14 protein-coding genes are annotated in these 18,151 nt (G+C 61.7%); 6 read left to right on the top strand and 8 right to left on the bottom strand.

Translation table 11 applies throughout. The annotated features are described in order from the left end of the window. The first annotated feature begins 104 nt into the window (after positions 1-104). The 6 genes from AC3ISR_RS27945 (at position 105) to AC3ISR_RS27920 (ending at position 4,396) form a co-directional block, all read left to right on the top strand. A complete protein-coding gene (locus AC3ISR_RS27945) occupies positions 105-272 on the top strand; it encodes a rubredoxin (protein WP_003213373.1) in 168 nt (55 codons plus the stop codon). Positions 273-308: 36 nt separating this feature from the next. Then, positions 309-1,457: an NAD(P)/FAD-dependent oxidoreductase gene (locus AC3ISR_RS27940; protein WP_463983699.1), complete on the top strand. Its 1,149-nt coding sequence runs from the start codon at positions 309-311 to the stop codon at positions 1,455-1,457. 191 nt (positions 1,458-1,648) lie between these two features. Beyond that, positions 1,649-1,924: an HU family DNA-binding protein gene (locus AC3ISR_RS27935; protein WP_003213368.1), complete on the top strand. Its 276-nt coding sequence runs from the start codon at positions 1,649-1,651 to the stop codon at positions 1,922-1,924. Positions 1,925-2,101: 177 nt separating this feature from the next. After that, the gene (locus tag AC3ISR_RS27930) at positions 2,102-2,536 is read left to right on the top strand and encodes a DUF1795 domain-containing protein (protein WP_192298042.1); all 435 of its coding nucleotides are present in this window, start codon (positions 2,102-2,104) and stop codon (positions 2,534-2,536) included. Positions 2,537-2,579: 43 nt separating this feature from the next. Beyond that, positions 2,580-3,866: a PAAR domain-containing protein gene (locus AC3ISR_RS27925; RefSeq protein ID WP_192298041.1), complete on the top strand. Its 1,287-nt coding sequence runs from the start codon at positions 2,580-2,582 to the stop codon at positions 3,864-3,866. Then, the gene (locus AC3ISR_RS27920) at positions 3,863-4,396 is read left to right on the top strand and encodes a hypothetical protein (protein WP_192298040.1); all 534 of its coding nucleotides are present in this window, start codon (positions 3,863-3,865) and stop codon (positions 4,394-4,396) included. Before AC3ISR_RS27925 ends, AC3ISR_RS27920 begins: the two co-directional genes overlap by 4 nt. A gap of 80 nt (positions 4,397-4,476) precedes the next feature. On the opposite strand, the gene AC3ISR_RS27915 is transcribed toward AC3ISR_RS27920, so the two are convergent. The 8 genes from AC3ISR_RS27915 to tssE all read right to left on the bottom strand — a co-directional run bounded on the left by AC3ISR_RS27915 (position 4,477) and on the right by tssE (position 18,128). Next, positions 4,477-5,076 carry a hypothetical protein gene (locus AC3ISR_RS27915; RefSeq protein ID WP_463983698.1) on the bottom strand — a complete coding sequence of 200 codons (600 nt, stop codon included), beginning with the start codon at positions 5,074-5,076 and terminating at the stop codon, positions 4,477-4,479. A gap of 19 nt (positions 5,077-5,095) precedes the next feature. Further along, positions 5,096-9,544, bottom strand: coding sequence for an RHS repeat-associated core domain-containing protein (locus tag AC3ISR_RS27910; RefSeq protein ID WP_463983697.1), 4,449 nt, complete (start codon positions 9,542-9,544; stop codon positions 5,096-5,098). A 12-nt stretch (positions 9,545-9,556) separates the two neighbouring features. Then, entirely contained in the window at positions 9,557-9,988 is a 432-nt protein-coding gene (locus tag AC3ISR_RS27905; protein WP_192298038.1) for a DcrB-related protein, read from the bottom strand. A gap of 15 nt (positions 9,989-10,003) precedes the next feature. Next, the gene (locus AC3ISR_RS27900; RefSeq protein ID WP_192298037.1) at positions 10,004-11,944 is read right to left on the bottom strand and encodes a type VI secretion system Vgr family protein; all 1,941 of its coding nucleotides are present in this window, start codon (positions 11,942-11,944) and stop codon (positions 10,004-10,006) included. 158 nt (positions 11,945-12,102) lie between these two features. Then, positions 12,103-14,757: a type VI secretion system ATPase TssH gene (tssH, locus tag AC3ISR_RS27895; protein ID WP_192298036.1), complete on the bottom strand. Its 2,655-nt coding sequence runs from the start codon at positions 14,755-14,757 to the stop codon at positions 12,103-12,105. Then, positions 14,750-15,793, bottom strand: a complete 1,044-nt coding sequence (tssG, locus tag AC3ISR_RS27890; protein WP_192298246.1) for a type VI secretion system baseplate subunit TssG — start codon at positions 15,791-15,793, stop codon at positions 14,750-14,752. The genes tssH and tssG overlap by 8 nt, the downstream gene beginning before the upstream one ends. Continuing rightward, positions 15,757-17,616, bottom strand: coding sequence for a type VI secretion system baseplate subunit TssF (gene tssF, locus AC3ISR_RS27885; protein ID WP_463983695.1), 1,860 nt, complete (start codon positions 17,614-17,616; stop codon positions 15,757-15,759). The genes tssG and tssF overlap by 37 nt, the downstream gene beginning before the upstream one ends. Continuing rightward, positions 17,613-18,128, bottom strand: a complete 516-nt coding sequence (tssE, locus tag AC3ISR_RS27880) for a type VI secretion system baseplate subunit TssE (RefSeq protein ID WP_192298034.1) — start codon at positions 18,126-18,128, stop codon at positions 17,613-17,615. The genes tssF and tssE overlap by 4 nt, the downstream gene beginning before the upstream one ends. Positions 18,129-18,151 lie beyond the last annotated feature (23 nt).

The raw sequence follows: 18,151 nt of genomic DNA, 5'->3' as shown, positions 1-18,151 counted from the left end.
CTTGCATCTGCACGCCCCGATCAGTACAAAACGCCCTGAGCCGTGCGGCAATGCTGGATCTATCGACCGTCGGCCAAGATGCCTGGACCCTGAGGAAGCAAGTAATGAAGAAGTGGCAATGTGTAGTCTGCGGCCTGATCTACGACGAAAAGGACGGCTGGCCGGATGACGGCATCGCGCCGGGCACCCTGTGGCAAGACGTCCCGGAAGACTGGCTGTGCCCTGACTGCGGCGTGGGCAAGATGGATTTCGAAATGATCGAAATCGGTTAATTTTTAAGCAAAGAAACGTACTACAAGGAGAACGGAATGAACGCACCTGTCGTGATCATCGGCACAGGGTTGGCCGGTTACAACCTGGCCCGGGAGTTTCGCAAGCTCGACAGCGAGACCCCATTGCTGCTGATCACCGCCGATGACGGGCGTTCCTACTCCAAGCCCATGCTCTCCACCGGCTTTGGCAAGAACAAGGAAGCCGATGGCCTGAGCATGGCCGAACCCGGCGCCATGGCCGAGCAACTCAAGGCTGAAGTGCGCACCCACACCCGCGTCAGCGGTATAGACCCGGGCCACAAGCGCCTGTGGATCGGCGAGGAAGCGGTGGCCTATCGCGACCTGATCCTGGCCTGGGGCGCCGAGACCGTGCGTGTGCCGGTGGAAGGCGACGCCGCCGAGCTGATATTCCCGATCAACGACCTTGAAGACTACGCACGCTTTCGTGCCGCCGCTGCCGGCAAGCACCGGGTGTTGCTGCTTGGCGCAGGTCTGATTGGCTGTGAGTTTGCCAACGACCTGATCCTTGGCGGCTACGAAGTCGAACTGGTGGCCCCGTGCGAGCAAGTCATGCCGACCCTGCTGCACCCGGCTGCGGCCGCTGCGGTACAGGCCGGGCTGGAAGGGCTCGGTGCGCGTTTCCACCTGGGCCCGGTGCTCAACCGCCTGCAGCGCGGTGCTGAAGGGCTGGAGGCGCACCTGTCGGACGGTGAAGTGATCCACTGCGACCTGGTGGTCTCTGCCATCGGCCTGCGCCCACGGGTAGACCTGGCCGCTGCCGCCGGTTTGCAGACCAATCGTGGCGTCACGGTGGACCGCCACCTCAAGACCTCCCACGCCAATATCTATGCCCTGGGCGACTGCGCCGAGGTCGATGGCCTGAACCTGCTGTACGTGATGCCACTGATGAGCTGCGCCCGCGCCCTGGCCCAGACCCTGGTCGGCAATGCCACGGCGGTCAGCTACGGGCCGATGCCGATCACCGTGAAAACCCCGATCTGCCCGCTGGTGGTCTCGCCGCCGCCACGGGGCAGCGAAGGCGTATGGAGTGTCGAAGGCCAGGGCGCCGACATCAAGGCGCTGTGCCGCGACGCCAGCGGTCGCCTGCTGGGTTACGCGCTGACCGGTGGCGCCGTGATGGAAAAACTGGCGCTCAACAAAGAACTCCCGCCATTGTTGGCGTAAATACCAGTCGTTCTGTCGGAATCAGCACGTTCCTATCCCCAGAAAGGTCGCCGCGAGACTGGCGCGGCGTCCTAGGGCATGCCATCCTCACTCCCGTCTGCCGCAGAGTAGAGCCTGCGGCGCTTTGGGCGCTGCTCCGTTAGAGAGCAGCACGGACATAACAACAAAAAACCGTCAAAGAGGCTTCATTTATGCGTAAACCAGAACTCGCAGCCGCCATCGCTGAAAAAGCGGATCTCACCAAAGAACAGGCCAACCGCGTCCTCAACGCCGTTCTCGAAGAAATCACCGGCGCCCTGCACCGCAAGGACAGCGTCACCCTGGTTGGCTTCGGCACCTTCCTGCAACGCCACCGCGGCGCCCGCACCGGCAAGAACCCACAGACCGGCGAGCCAGTGAAGATCAAGGCGAGCAACACCGTTGCGTTCAAGCCGGGCAAGTCGCTCAAAGACAGCGTCAACCCGTAACAGCGGTAGCGCCTCGAAGGGAGGTGGGGTGGTAGAAAAGATGGGCACGCCGACTGGGTTGGGTGCCCATTTTTTGTGGGACCGGGTCAGGGTATCGCCCTCGGCTTGATTGTTGTGAAGCATTACTCGACTATTTGCGCCTTCTCGAGTCACTCATGTCCATGGAAAGCGATCACTGTGACCCTCTACAGAATTCAAGAAGCAGACCTCGAAATCCCTGATACCTGGCAGGACCAGAGTATCAATATCTTCAAGCTGCCAGCTGTTGGCAGCGCCAAGGAAGCCAGCTTTGTCATCAGTCGTGATGCCTCCCAAGGTGATGCGACCTTCGCGGATTACATCGACAAGCAAGTGCAAAGCGCCGAGCAGCAATTGCCGGAGTTCAAGTTGATCCAGCGCTGGGACACGGTGCTGCATGGACATGCCGCCACACTGGTGGATTACACCTGGAAGCGGGAAGGGCGCGAGCTGATGTTGCGCCAGATGTTTATTGAGCGAAAACCGGCCGTGCTGATTACCACACTGACGACCACGCCGGGTGACCTGGCGTCTCACGAGACGGCCTGGAAAATCGCCATGAGCAGCCTGAAGCCCCTTGTGTCTGGCGCCTGATTCGCACACGGCAGCGGTTTAACCCATACGGTAGATACACGCAATGGATGCGCAAGCAGCAGCCCGCTTGGGTGATGAAATAGCCCACGGATTCGGCGTCGCTGCAATGCTGGCGGGCGCAGTCGCAGGTGCATTGATCGGTGCCGCGGTGATCGCAGCGACAGTTGCCACGGGTGGACTGGCAGTGGCAATCATGGCCGGCTCCGTCGCGGCGGGTGGGCTGTCGATGTTCCAGGTCGTCAAGGGCTTGAGTACCATTTTCAACCTGCCCGAGCCCACGACAGGGGCACTGGTGGCGGGCAGTTTCAACGTCTATATCAACGGCCTCAATGCGATGCGCGCCGGTGAGGATATTGCCTCCTCCTGCACTGGGCTGCCGATGAATCACCCGGTTTGGCCCTTCCCGGTTTTGATCGCCGAAGGCAGTGCCACCGTGTTTATCAACGGCAAGCCGGCAGCACGCCTGCACAGCAAAATGGTGTGCGGTGCCCATATCAAGAGTGGCAGCCCCAATACCTTTATCGGTGGGCCAACCGTCTCGGTCGCCTTTGTGCTGGATATCGAGGGCTGGATGCATACCGGGTTTGAAGCCTTGGGCATCCTGGCCATGGGTGGCGCTGCGATCCTGGCGGCGATGGCCGGGCTGGCTGCCCTGGCCGGGTTCGTGGTAATCGGCGGCGCGGTGATGGGCGGTATGGCGTTGCTGGGCGACCTGGGGGATCGTTTGGGCCCAGGCTATCGGGACTTGCTGCAAGGGGTTGCCGGCATGGCGCTTCTGGGGCTTGGGCCGAAAATGGCAAAAATCGGCACGACCCCCAAGGTGCGGTTCAAGCCGGGTTATACCCAAGACGACATCATGGCGATTCCCCAGTACAGTCGACCGAATCCTGCCGACTATCTTGAGGGTTCTTATATCTCCAAGCACCTCAAGGTGTTTCAGGATGAAGGGGGGGCGTTCCTCTTCACGCCGGATGATATCGCCAACCCGATGTACACAACATTCAGTCCGTCCAAGTACGTCATGGCGAAGTCGGACCTGCACGGCGTTGTCGGCGAATTCAAAAAGACCGGCGACCTTGCGGTCCTGGAAAAGGCCCTGGGTTATGACCCTGGCACCTTTACCGGCAAAGAAATTTATATGATGGACCTGAACAATCCCAAGGTCGTCATGCCAACCGGTAATGAACGCGGAGCCAACTCACTCTGGCGCCCCGGTGGCGTGACCCATCCTGGCGGGATGCGTGAGGCGGTGCTGGACAATGTGGGCATTCCACACGGCAACGACATCAATTTCCTGCTCGCGAACCCCGATGTAGTGAGAATCCAATGAGTGCCAATTTAGATAATGTGCTGCTGCTTGCCCTGGCGAATAACGACCTGGATAAGTTCCTGGTGGGCGAACCGTTCTACTTTCAAGAAGCCAAGAGCGACAACGACGAGCCACAGAATGTGGTCGCAGCGTTCGATCTGTTGGTGGTGCGCTATTGGCAAGAGACCCGCGACCCGCAATTCCCAGGCGGTTTCGTCGCGGCCTTGCTTAAAATCCTCGCGACTTACCCTGATCGAAATCGGGCGATTTACGCGGCGGCAGTGTGGGTGTGGTACTACCGTTTTTGCCTGAGCAAAAAACGCACGAACCCCGATGGTCTGTATGCCGACCTGTTCGAGGTCGACATGGGTGCCGTGGCAGTGGCCCTGCAGAAGCAGCTGGAACGCAACAAGGCTGCCCTTGTCGGCGATACCCGCTGGGCGGGCGCTGGCTGGAATAGCCAGAACGGCCTGTGGGGGCCGTTGATGCGTACTGCGCTGGTGGTTCGGGACAAACTGGGTGGGCCCGACTTCGTCCCCGCCAACATCTGATGTCGCGAATGACCATGGACGGTCAGGACGCTTGTCCCACGCCGACTGGGCTGTGCCTTTTTTGTGGGGTCTGACCTGACTCAGCCGTAGAAGTAGTCAAAAAAGCGTTGGTAATTTTCCTCGCCCAGTAACGGGCCGACTTCCTTGTTGAGTAGCTTAACGAATTTGCTGGAGAGCTCATCGTCGTCGTCGTAGATATCAAAAATGTCGAATTTTCCATGGACGATCTCGACAGTCTTGGCGAAGGCCAGCAGAAAATCCGCAAGAGAGTCGGCAATCTTGAAAGGCGCTATGGCATCGTAGCTCGCCAATACGGGTGTGCCTGGAATATCGGTAACTGCGATAACCGGCTTGCCACCACCGATGTCATCCATGAAAACCAGATGTTGTGCCGGCCAATTTCCATTCAACTCAGTCTTGCTGGATTCGCCTGCCCACTTGTAACCGACCTGACCATCTTCCAATGCGTCCAAGCTGAAAAAGCGGATGGGGGTCAAACCTGTTTCGATTTCTACATCGACAGGCTCGCAAAAGTCGTAAAAGTAGTCCGTCTCAGAGGAGCGAGGCAGGGTTTGTGGCCATTTGGCGTTTGCCTGGCCGTTTTTTTCGAAGCTCCCTTCGATGTCAAATTTCTTGTGGATGCGGCGCAATTCTTTAAAGGCGTTATCGAGGGCGCTCATGTTCTTCTCCAATGGAAACCTATTTACCGCAGCCGGGTTTTGTAGCGGGTGTTCTGGCTCGGTCGATCAATCGGCCTTTGCCTGCGTTGGCGTAATTCTTCCTGTGCCCTTGCGGGCTGTTCAAGTGTTCGTCAATGCCACTTGGATGGTTCGCGTTCTGCAAGAACACAATGTTCCTTGGGTCACCTTTCCAGGCTTTGCCCAATGCACCGTTACCTTCGACGCTGTTGATGTGGTGGCCGGTGTAGCCTGCTTTGGACATCAAAGAATTCAAGCGTGCGTTGCTCTTGGTATTTTTGATCAACTCACGCTCATGGTCCGCCCAGTCTCTTGAGCCGCCACCGCGGGTCACAAGCTCCCGCTCTTCTCCCCAGGCCCGATTGATGGCTGTGCCACGACCACCAGCCTTGGGTGTCACGGAATCTTTGGGCTTGTACCGTACCAAATCCTTCGGGTTCAGGCCGTAGGGGTCGATCCACGTCAGCGGATTCGTTGAATACAGATAAAGATTCAGCCCCCCGGCGAGGCCAATGGGGTCAGGCGTAGTGAAGCGGCCGATATCCGGATCGTAGAAGCGGAAAATGTTGTGATGCAGGCCAGTTTCCCGATCCAGATACTGCCCCTGGAACCGCAGGTTCTGCTCTTCAATGTAGTAAGGCTCACGCGTTTCTCGAACGGTGTTTCCCCAGACCTGATAGCTGGCTTGCCAGACTGTCTGGCCTTCTGCTTCCGAAAGCAACTCGGGCAGCCCGTTCATGTCATTGTGGTAATAGCGCACTTTTTGCTGGGCGCCTGTCCCGTCAACCCTGGCCAGGGGTTCGTGACCTTCGTCACCGTAGATATAAAGACTGGTCTGCGCATGTTTGTGCTCTTGCACCAACCGCAGCCCATCCCATGTGAAGCGAGTTTCACTCAGTAAATGGCCATTTGCGTCGTGGGTTGTTTTGGATGTTCGTCGGCCAAGAGGGTCGTAGGACATGCGGACGACTGATCGCTGCGTGCCCTGTTCATTTCGTACCTCAATCAAGCGATGTTCAGCGTCATAGGCGAATCGCTGGACGCCGCGTTGGGCACTTCGCTTCTCGACCATGCGGCCGAAACCGTCGTAGCGATAGCGTTTGTCTTGGTATGTCAGGAGCTTGTTGTGTACAACCAGTCCGGCACCAGCCTGTGGGCCATCGAGCAGGTTGGCAGCGGCGTCATAGGAATAGGTTTCGTGTCGTGCTGCAAAATTGTCCTGGCTGGCGATTATTCGGTCGGTTGCATCGTAATGCAGCAACTGGCTGTGCTGACCGCCGGGCCGTTGCTCAAGCTTGCCCACCAAGTTATCGGCGGGGTCATACTCGAACTGTTTGAGTACTGCGCCAGGGAGTACCGATGCCCGGCTGATAGGGCCGCGTTCGCGCGAGCGCAATCGGCCGCAGCGATCATAACGCTGGCGTGTACTCAGGTGCCCCTGAGTACGCAGGACTTCGCGGTGTAAGCGGTCGCGCTCAAAGTCGCTGATAACCCGTCCATCGAGGTTTATCTGATGGAGGTGACCGCTGCCGTAGTACAACCGATTGAGCCAGCGCCCGTCGGGTAAGCGAGTCTGGTTGAGGTTTCCCAACTCGTCGTAGCAATGTTGTAAAACACCTGCCCTGGTTTTTTCTTCGACGGTCTGCCCAAGGGCGTCATAAGTGAAGCTGACGGTGTGTTGTTGGCCTGTCTTATGGGTAAACGTGACAGCTTTGAGCTGGTCCAGTAAGTCGTAACTGTATTCCGTACGCCCGTCATCGGTGACTTTGACCACCATTCGTCCCGCCGCGTCGCGCTCAAAGTCATGCACGATGGATGGTTCGGGCACCGCCGTTACTACTGCCAGGCCACTGCCGACTGGTGCTGCAACCGCCTCCATGCGTGAAATGTTGTTCAGCGCGTCGTAGTCATAGCGGCGGATACTGCCATCCAGATCCTGTTGCTCGGAGACACGATCATTGGCGTCCCATTCGAAACGGTATTGTTCACCGTTTTCGTTGGTCAACGTACGCAGGCGGCCATAGCTGTCATAGGCAAAACTGACCTGTCGGCCGTGCGCATCGACGCGCTCGCGGACCTGCCCCTTACGGTTGCGCTGATAGCGTGTGGAGTGGCCGGCAAAGTCGGTATGTGCAACCAGTTGGCCGCTGCCGTCGCGTTGGAAATATTCAGTACGCCCATCTGGAAGTTGAGTACTCAGCACTCGGCCTTGGGCGTCGTGTACAAACGAGGTGCGCTCACCCAGTGCATCAATGATGACCTGTAAATAACCTCTCTCGTCGTAGCTGAAGCGCGTCGGGTAACCGGAGCAGTCAATGTGTTCAATGAGCTGGCCGAACGGATTCCAGCGTAGCCGTTTGCTTTTGCCGGTGGCGTCGATGATCTCTACCGGTTGCCCGTGACTATCGTAGCGATACCTCGTGACATGCCCTAGCGGGTCGGTCTCGACGGTACAGTTACCCCGTGCGTCGTAACGTGAACGCCAGGTGTTGCCCTCGCAGTCAGTCACCGATACCGGCAAGGCCCAATGCTCCAGCCACACCGTCGAATCGCTGCGCCCCAACGGATCACTCTCGCCGATCAGATTACCGGCCTCGTCATAGCTGTACTCATAACGCCCGCCCTGCGGGTCGGTGGCGCTGAGCAATTGGCGTTCGTCGTTCCACTCGAACAGCCAGGTCTGGCCGAGGTTGTCGCTGTACTGGATGATCTGGTGCTGCGTGTTCCACAGGCGGGTGCTGACGCGCTGCAAACCGTCGGTGATGCGCGTGAGGCCGGCCTGCAAGTCATAGTCGAACTGGTAAGTGTCGCCTTCATCGGTCCAATGCCGGACCACACGCCATTCCAGGTTTTCAACCAACGCCCATTCGTAAAAACACCGTAACCCGGTCGGCAGTTGATGCTCGATCATCCGGCGGCCGTTGTCGTAGGCAAAACGCCGTTGCACCTGGCCGGTCGCGTCGCTTACTTGCGCCAGGCTCCCGGCCATGTCATAGCCGTAGCTGACCAGCACTTCACGACGCTGATCGGGATACAAGCGCTCGATGCGCGCCAATTGGCCCTGCTCGCGAACCAGCTCAACCTGCACCAGATCGAACGTATCGCGCAGTCGTACTAGATGTCCGGCTTCGTCGTAGTCGATGTAGATACGGTTGTCATTGCGGTCGCCGAGCTGGCTCAGGCGCAGCCGCGACGGGTTGGCCGTAGGCTCGAACAAGCGGTACAAACCATCGTCGCTTTCAATCAGCAACTGCCCATTGAGGTGGCGGCGCACCGCGAGCCCTTCACCGGCGCTGAATACCGCGCCGCCCAAAGCAATCGAGCCCATGTCGATTGCTCGGCCCTGCTCGTCGGTGTAGATCAGCGTTTCGCCACCCTCAGGATGGGGGCGAATGTCGACGCACACTTCGTAAGCCACGCTCCAGCCAGCACCCAACAAGCTGCCCGAGCGTTCATCGCGGCTGTTGTAGACCCGTTGCCAGGCAATCGGCAGGATGCCGGGCAGGACAAAATCCAGCTCCTCGACATCGCCCAACACTTTCGCGCCGGTCGCCGCATGCACCGGGTTCGACGAGCCCATCGCCGCATTCGCCATCGCCCCCATCGCACTGCTGACGGCCATCGACGTCGCGCCGCTGATCAGCATGCACGGCAGCTTGCTGAAGAACTTGCCCTTGCCACCTTTGAGCATCAACAACGCCGTCACCGCCAGCCCGACGCCCGGCGTCTTGCCGCTGCGAATCTCACGCACCACCACCGAACCGCCGCCGATGGTCACATTGGAGGAAATCAGCCCCGAACCCACCACCGTCGCATCGCACGTACTGCGATCACCGCTGCGCACCGCCGGCTGACCGTTGACCGTGACCTTGTCCGAGCCCTCGGCCAGAAACTGCGGCGGCATTGGCGGGTGCTTCATGCACACCACCAGGTCCAGCGGCTTGGGCACCGCGCCTGGCGCCGGCGTAGCGACCGTCGGGCGCCACATCTGTGAGAAGAAACTCTCGGCCATGTCCAGGTAACCGGGCTCTGGCGCGGGCTCTTCCAGCTCGGTGCCGGCCGGCGCGACGTGGGAGCTGATCGCCCCGGCAGCGCGGGCGGCGGGGATGTTATTGGTCAGGGTGTTGGTGGAACCGGTGAGAATGTTCGCCTGCACCGTGGGCGGAAACAGGGCGTTGCTAAAGCTCTCGCATAAATTCGACAGGCCTTTGTCCGCCCCCGTCTTGCTCATGGCCAGCCCGACAATCGTGCCCACCACCGCGCCCAGCAGGAAGCAGCCAAGCCCGCCAGTGGCCACGGTGATGCCGGTGGCGGCCACCACCGCTGCGGTCGCCACGGCGGTGATCGCAATATTGGCCGCCACCTCCAGCACACCGCCGAGGATGTCGGCCATCATCGACGTGTGGGCAAGCGCGTCGCCCATGCGGGCCGCCCATAGCGCGTCAGCCATGCAGGCGGCTCATCAATGGGCCTCGAACGACAGCGATTGCTTGATCAAGGCCCAATGCGCGGCCTCGGCATCGCCGAGCTTTTCGGCTTTCACATAGCTCAACGCGAGCATCTTGCGCGTGCCCGGCAACACCAGCGCCAATTGGTACTGGAACACCTTGTCATTGCCCTTGTTGAACTGGCTGCGCAACTCGATGCCTTCGATCTCTTGAGCCGCGCCCAAACGCACGACTGTGCTCGGCTGGCAGCGCAAATCCTGCACCTGTTGTTCCAGGCGCTTGAGCTGGTCGGCGAAGTTGCTGTGCAGGGTTTCGTCCTCGGCCAAGAGGCTGCGACTGATGATCAGGGAAGTGCCCAGTTCAGGGAACTTGAGGATATTGATCGTGGCGTCCTGCAACTCGGCGGCCGGTAGTTGGAACTGGAATTCGTTGATTCGGTACGTCATCGCAAACAGGCCTCGTCAGGAGCTTTTGGGCGTTGGGAACGCGGCTTTGATATTGGCGTCGATGCTGGCTTTCACGCCCTGGCCATCGGGTGTTGCGCCGGGGCCGCCGCCGTTGTTCAGGTGCAGCACGCCGCCGGTGTTGAACTCGGCATCGCCGCTGGCGTAGAAGCTGATCTGCACGCCCGTGAGGTTGATCTGCCCGCTGGCGTTCAACTCCAGGATGCTTTCACCGCACACCAGGCGCAGGTTTTCGCCCACTTCAATGACGTAGCTCTGGCTGATGCTGTCGGTCTTGCGCTGGCCCACCGAGAGGATGTCTTCCTGCTTGACGATACGCAGGCGGTTGTTGCCGATGGTCACCGTCTCGTTGTGGCCGATGCTCTTGTTGCGGTCATGCCCCACCGAGTGGCTCTCATCCACCTCCACCACGATGTCCTGATTGCGCTCGGCGTGGATGTACAACTGCTCCAGCCCCTTCTTGTCCTCCATGCGGATTTCATTGAAGTTGGCCGGCGTGCCACCCTTGCTGGAGCGGCTTTTCATGCCGCTTTGCGTGGCGTTCTGCGGCAAGTCGTAAGGCACCGTCTGCTCAGCGTTGTACACCCGCCCGGTGATGATCGGCCGGTCGGGATCACCTTCCAGAAAACTCACAATCACTTCCTGGCCGATCCGCGGGATCTGCATCGAACCCCAGTTCTTGCCGGCCCAGGATTGCGACACGCGAATCCAGCACGAGCTGTTCTCGTTGGATTGGTCGTGACGGTCCCAGTAGAAGTGCACCTTCACCCGGCCGTACTGGTCGGTCCAGATTTCTTCGCCCTTGGGCCCGACCACCAACGCGGTCTGCGGGCCTTTGACGATGGGCCGGTAGGTGCTCGCCAGTGGGCGGAAGCTTTGCTGGGCATCGATGCAGGTCAGGCTGCTGCTGAACTGCGCCTCGCCCGAGCCGCCGCCACTTTCCAGGCTCTCCTGGGTGATGTGGTAGCGGACGCCGACGATCAGGTATTCGCGGTTCTGGTCCTGGCGGCTGAAGCCGGTGAGGCTGAACAAATGCCCGGAGCCCAGGCCCCGCGCATTGCCGCTGAACTCGATCTGCTCGTGCAGGGTTTGCAGGGCTTCGATACGGGTGCGCGCATAGTGTTCGCCGTCCTGGCTTTGCACGTAGGTGCCGGGGTAGTCGTACAGCGGGTAATCGCCGGCAGTGTGCGGACGCGGCATCGCCGAGCGCACCTCGATGCTCGCGCTGGGGCGCTGGAAGTCGTAGTCGTTGAGCTCCAGCGAACCGGGCTGCACCTCCTGCGCCAGGTGCCAGTTGTACATATGGTCGCGTTCGCGCTGCTGCTCGTCCTTGGGGTAATACGGAATCGACGCGTAGCCCGGCACCGTGGTGTGCGCGCCATAGGCGTCGGCCAGCACGAGCACGTGACGGTCCTGCTCGTGGCGGAAGAAGTAGTAGATGCCTTCCTGTTCCATCAGGCGGCTGACGAAATCGAAGCTGGTCTCGCGGTACTGCACGCAGTATTCCCACTCGCGATACGGCCGGCTCAGGGCGTCTTCGAAATCGGAAAAACCCAGGTCGCGAAACACCTGCTTGATGATCTGCGGGATGCTCAGGTTCTGGAAAATCCGGCAGTCCGAGGTGCGGGTCAGCAGCCAGAACCATGGGCGCAACACCACTTGGTAACTGGCGAACTGGCCCTGGTCGATGTCCTGGCTGCACCGCGCAACGATGCCGTGGAAATGCCGCTCACCGCCGTCCGCCAATTGCACGCCCACGCTCATGGGCTTGCCGAGCAGTTGGTTGAGGTCGATGTTGGCGTCCAGGGACGTCAGTTGCAGCTCATAGTTGAACAGCCGGCCCAACTCCTCACCGCCGCCCATTCCGTTGAGCAGCAGCACATCCGGCCCGAGGGGGCTGGTGATTTTGGCCAGGCGTGAGGCTTGGTTAAAAAGCATCGGTTAACCCGTAAATGTCGTTATGTCTGACGAAACCGCATCAAAATGTGGGAGCGGGCTTGCTCGCGAAGGCAGTGAATCAGTCGCCGGTTGTGTCAACTGACACACCGCTTTCGCGAGCAAGCCCGCTCCCACAGTTTTTCCCGCATTTCTTCAGGTCAATCGTTGAACTGGTAGTGCAATTCGTTATCCCGGCTGCTGATCCGCACACCCGCCAACGCCTTGCCTTCGAGCATGCGCGTGAGGAATTCACGGCTCATGTCCGGCAGCAGGCTGTTGGTCAGGATCGTATCGATCATGCGCCCGCCGCTTTCGGTCTCGGTGCAACGCGAGACGATCAGATCGACCACCGCGTCGTCGTAATCGAACGCCACCTTGTGCGTACTCTCCACACGCTTCTTGATGCGGCCCAGTTGCAGGCGGGTGATCGCCTTGAGCATCTCGTCGCTGAGCGGGTAGTACGGAATCGTCACCAGGCGCCCCAGCAGCGCCGGCGGGAAAATCTCCAGCAGCGGCTGGCGCAGGGCCTTGGCGATCTCTTCCGGCTCCGGCAGGTTCGCCGGGTCTTTGCACACGTGGGAAATCAGCTCGGTGCCGGCGTTGGTGGTGAGCAGGATCAGGGTGTTCTTGAAGTCGATCACGCGGCCTTCGCCGTCTTCCATCACGCCCTTGTCGAACACCTGGAAGAAGATTTCATGCACGTCCGGGTGGGCTTTTTCCACCTCGTCCAGCAGCACCACGCTGTAGGGCTTGCGCCGCACGGCTTCGGTCAGCACGCCGCCTTCGCCATAGCCGATGTAACCCGGCGGTGCGCCCTTGAGGGTCGAGACCGTGTGGGCTTCCTGGAACTCGCTCATGTTGATGGTGATCACGTTCTGCTCGCCGCCGTACATGGCTTCGGCCAGGGCCAGGGCGGTTTCGGTCTTGCCCACGCCGGAGGTGCCGGCCAGCATGAACACGCCAATCGGCTTGCTCGGGTTGTCGAGGCCGGCGCGGGAGGTCTGGATGCGCTTGGCGATCATCTGCAAGGCATGGTCCTGACCGATGATGCGTTTTTTCAGGTGCTGGTCGAGGTTGAGCACCGTCTCCAGTTCGTTGCGTGCCATGCGGCCCACCGGGATGCCGGTCCAGTCGGCGACCACCGAGGCCACGGCCTGGTAATCCACGGTCGGCAGGATCAGCGGGGTTTCGCCTTGCAGGGCGCTGAGGCGCTGTTGCAGGTCGACCAGTTGAGCACGCAATGCATCGTTGCCGCTGTCCACCGCGCCGACGGTCTCGCGCAGGGTCGCGCGGGTGGCGAGCAGTTCGTCCACCAGGGCCTTTTCTTCGGCCCAGCGGCTTTCCAGGGTGGCGAGACGCTCACGCTCGGCGCTCAACAGGGCTTCGGTATTGCTCTGGCGCGCGCCAATCGCAATGCCGATGGCATGCTCGCGGGCGATGATCTGCAGCTCGGTTTCCAGCGCTTCGATACGCCGGCGGCTGTCGTCCACTTCCGCTGGCACCGCATGCAGGCTGATGGCGACGCGGGCGCAGGCGGTGTCCAGCAGGCTGACGGATTTGTCCGGCAGTTGGCGCGCGGGGATGTAGCGGTGGGACAGCTTCACCGAAGCTTCCAACGCCTCGTCGAGGATCTGCACCTGATGGTGCTTCTCCATGGTCGAGGCCACGCCGCGCATCATCAGCAGGGCCTTGTCTTCCGAAGGTTCGGCAACTTGCACCACCTGGAAGCGACGGGTCAGGGCCGGGTCTTTCTCGATGTGTTTTTTGTACTCGGCCCAGGTGGTCGCGGCCACGGTGCGCAAGGTGCCACGGGCCAGCGCTGGCTTGAGCAAGTTGGCCGCGTCACCCGTGCCGGCGGCGCCACCGGCACCCACCAGGGTGTGGGCTTCGTCGATAAACAGGATGATCGGCTTGGGCGACGCCTGCACATCTTCGATGACTTGGCGCAGGCGCTGTTCGAACTCACCTTTCATGCTCGCACCGGCTTGCAACAGGCCGACGTCGAGGCTGCGCAGTTCCACGTCTTTCAGCGCTGGCGGCACGTCACCGGCGACGATGCGCAGGGCGAAGCCTTCGACCACGGCGGTCTTGCCCACGCCCGCTTCGCCGGTGAGGATCGGGTTGTTCTGGCGGCGGCGCATGAGGATGTCCACCAGTTGGCGGATCTCTTCATCGCGACCCACGATCGGGTCGAGCTTGCCGCTGCGCGCCTGTTCGGTGAGGTCGACGGTGAAGCGCTTGAGGGCTTCCTGCTTGCCCATGGCGCTCGGCGCCATGGCGCCGCTGGCTTCGCCCGGAACCCCGGCGTTGAAACCGTCGCTGGCGCTCAAGGCATTTTCCGGCGAGTCGCCGACGTATTCGTCAAAACGTTCGCTCAGGGCTTCGGCCTTGATCTTGTCGAATTCCGACGACAGGCCCAGCAGCGCATGGCGCAGGCTCGGCGTCTTCAAGATGCCCAGCACCAGGTAGCCGGTGCGCACCTGGCTTTCGCCGAACATCAGGCTGCCGTAGACCCAGCCGCGCTCAACGGCTTCCTCCACATGGGACGACAGGTCGGTGATCGACGTCGAGCCACGGGGCAGGCGGTCCAGCGCTTCGGTGAGGTCACGGGCCAGGCGCGCCGGCTCGACGTTGAATTGGCGGATGATGCGGTGCAGGTCCGAGTCCTGCAGTTGCAGCAACTGGTGGAACCAGTGAGCCAGCTCCACATACGGGTTACCGCGTAATTTGCAGAACACCGTGGCGGCTTCGATGGCCTTGTAGGCCACGCTGTTGAGTTTGCCGAACAGTGCGGCGCGACTGATTTCACCCATGCTCTGGATTCCTTGAGGTGGTGGCGTGATCGGCGTAATGCCGGGCCAGGATTAGGTCGTTGGCGTCTTGCTCGGGTTTGCCGAGCCAGGTGTTGAAGCCCAGGCGGAACCGGCCATTGAGTTGCAGCGCCGGGACTTCGGGTTGTTGCAGGACCAGGTTCAAGTCCCAGTCCAATTCATGCCCCAGGTACTCGGCCACCCACGCCACCAGCTCGTTGAACGGCTGTTGGCCGGGCAGCATGCCCATGTAGTCGTCGAGGCTGAGCGGGCCGAGGCGGATGCGGAATTTATGCTGGCGGTCCCACACGTGGCTGCCCAGGCAAAAATCCACGCCCAGGCGGTTGGCGCTGACCCCGACGCGGCTGCGTTCGGGCAGTTCCAGCCATTGGCCGACGTACTCTTCGATCGTCACCGGCAGGCCGAAATACTCGCCGAGGATCGCCTTCAAACCGTCCGGGTAGCGGGTTTGCGCCGACAGGTGGCCGCTGTAGTGCAGCTTCGCCGTGTCGGGGATCAGGCCCTGATCGAGCAGGCTCGGCATGCCGCGACCGCTCAGGGCGGCGAGGCGGGCGGACCAGTAATCGTCGTGCGGGCGGTCGTGGCTGACCGTCGGCCGCGCCTCGGCCCAGGCCCGGTAAAACAGGCTGAGCAGGCGGTGGTGGAACACGTCCAGAAACTGTTTGCTGGTGCTGTCGGCGTTGTTGCGCTGGCGCTCGCGCACGTACTCGGTGATGTGCAGCGGCAGCGGGCCGTTGGGGCCGCCAAGGCCAAAGAAGAACTGCTCCAGGCGCGCCGGTTTGCCGTCGCCACCCGGATCGACCGAGGCCAGGGTGGCCGGGGCGAAGGTGCAATCGGCCCGTTGGCCAAGGCGCAGCGGGTCGTCCGCCAGGCGCAGGGAATGGCCCAGGCGCGGCAACTCTGGCGATTCGCACTCGATACGCCGCAGCGCCTGGAAAAAATCGTATTCCCAGGGTTCCTGATGCATCGCATCCAGGGTCTTCACAGGGTTGGCCGCCGCCCGGGCTTGGCTTTCCAGCGCATGATCTCGCCGCGCTCCGTGGTGCGGATCACCGTCTCGGTAAAGCTGTTGATCGACACGTAGCGCGCCAGGAAGCGTTCCAGCACCGCACCAAGCAGGAACACGCCGGTGCCGCGAAACGCGTTTTCGTCGAACTCCAGGGTGATCTCCAGGCCGCGGCCAAACACAATCGGGCCGGGCATCGGCAGGCGCCGGGTCACGGCTTTGCTGCTGACCTCGCGCAGGCCTTCGATCTGCAATTGCAGCGCGGCGTCGTTGCTGTCGCCGTACAGGCGCAGCAGTTCGCGCAAGGCGCCAGCCCCTTGGCCCTGTTCGCTCAGGGAAAGGTAATTGAGCGAGAGCTGGCTGATCAGGCGCCAGGCCTTGGCATCATGCGCATGGCTGGCCCGTGGGCGGCTCGGGCCGGCGACGCAGCGCACGGCCAGCACCGGGGCGCTGTCGGCCAGGGTGAAGTCGGTCTTGCCGTTGCCCACGCTCATGAACAACGGCAGGTCGCGGTTGGTGCACAGGGCGGTCACGCCGAGTTGGCGCAGGTCGTGGCCGTACGGCGCTTGGCGGCTGTCGACCAGGCTGACAAAGGTTTCGCTGCCCACATAGGTCGAGCGCGGCCCGTTGCGACGCTGGTCGCTGGACAGCACCCGTGGCTCGCGGCGCACGGTGTAATACGCCTGGTCGCGGCCGTAACGCGACGGATCGCGCACCGCGTAGAACGGCAAGAACGGCTGTTCCGGCCCGGTGCCATGGCCCGTCAGGCCGCTGAGCGAGTGAATCTCGAAATCCATCGGCCGCGTACGGTCGGCGATCACATGGTGTTCGTTGACGCGGTCGGACAAGTGGATACGGTCCACGCGCTTGGGAAACAGGTTAATTGCCGGCGTGCAGAACGGCAGGAACTGCGCCGCGCCGACGCTGCCTTCCAGGCTCGGCTCGTGGCGGTCGAACAGCACGATCAACTCCAGCTCCTGGCCGTCGCAGCGTTTGATCGCACGGCCCAGCTCGGCGAATTCGACGAACAGGAAACGGTGGGGCAGGGCGAAGTATTCCTGCAACAGGCGATAGCCCTGGAACGCGCGCGCCACCACCGGCATGGCGGCGTCGGCGTCGTCAAAGCCCCGGGAGCGCAACGCGTCCTGCGGCAGGCGTTCGACCCAATCGCCGCCGGGCTTGCGCGCAAATACCGCGCAGGCGTTGCCCAGCAGTTGCTCGTAAAGGCGGAACGGTTGCTCATCGGCGCCACTGAGGTACAGCGGCAAGGTGTCGAGGTCGAGGCTGTTGAACGGCAATTCGGCGCCGGTGCGCAAGGTCAGGCGCAGGCCGGCCTTGGCTTTCGGCTCGCTGGCCGCCAGGCGCCCGAGCACGGCGGCGGGGTTGCCGAAGTATTCGGCATTGGCCACCTGCAACGGCCACAACGTCACCGGGTGCGCGGTGCGGTACTCGCAGCAGGTCTGGGTTTCGCGGCCCAATGCGGCGCGCAGGACGGTGTCGCGCGGCAGCGGGAAGCCGCTGGCCAGCGAGCCTTCGTCCGGGTCGGTCTGCAATTGCACCACGGTCATCGACGGCGTCGGCGCCAGGTAGTGCGGGTAGGCGATTTCCAGCAGGTTGTGGGTGAAGGTCGGGTACTCGGCGTCGAGCTTGAGCTGCACGCGGGCAGTCAGGTAGGCAAAGCCTTCGAGCAAGCGTTCGACGTACGGGTCGGCGCAGTCCATGCCGGACAGGGTCAGCCGACTGGCGATCTTCGGGTATTCCTTGGCGAACTCGGCGGCGCTTTCGCGCACGTGGTGCAGTTCCTGGTTGTACAGCTCCAGCAGGCGCGGGTTCATGGGCGTCTCCGCTGGTCGGCATTCACCACGCGCACGTGGCCGGATTCCAGGTCGAGGTCGGTTTGCAGCAACAGGCGCAACGGCACCGGCTGCGCCCACAGGTCGCCTTCGATCTCGAAACTCAGGGCGTTGTGGTTCATCTCGCCGTGGCCGACACGGGCTTTGACGCGCAGGGTGTGACGCAGAATGCGTGGCTCGAAGGTGGCGATCGCCTGGTAGATCAAGGCTTCCAGGGCCTTGATGTCGACGCCGGAAACACTGTTGCCAGCCAATGCCGGCAGGCCGTAGTTGACCACCGACGTACCGGCCGGGGTGTGCAGCGTGGCATCGGCATCGAGCAACGACGTGGTGTTGAGCAGCCACGCCAGGTCACGCAAAACCGAGGCTTTCAATTGGGTCAGGGACAGCACGCGTTTGTCGGCGCTTTCCTTGGGGTTGGTTGGGTCGTCGTCGGTCAACCTGTCCAGCAGGGACGGTTGCAGACGGTCGCGGGAAGCGATTTCAGTTACCACCAAAGCAGCTCCACGGACGGGTT

It is taken from the genome of Pseudomonas sp. GL_117 (genome assembly GCF_057835125.1).
The sequence above is the reverse complement of the archived record's forward strand: the minus strand, read 5'-3'. Positions and strand labels throughout refer to the sequence as shown.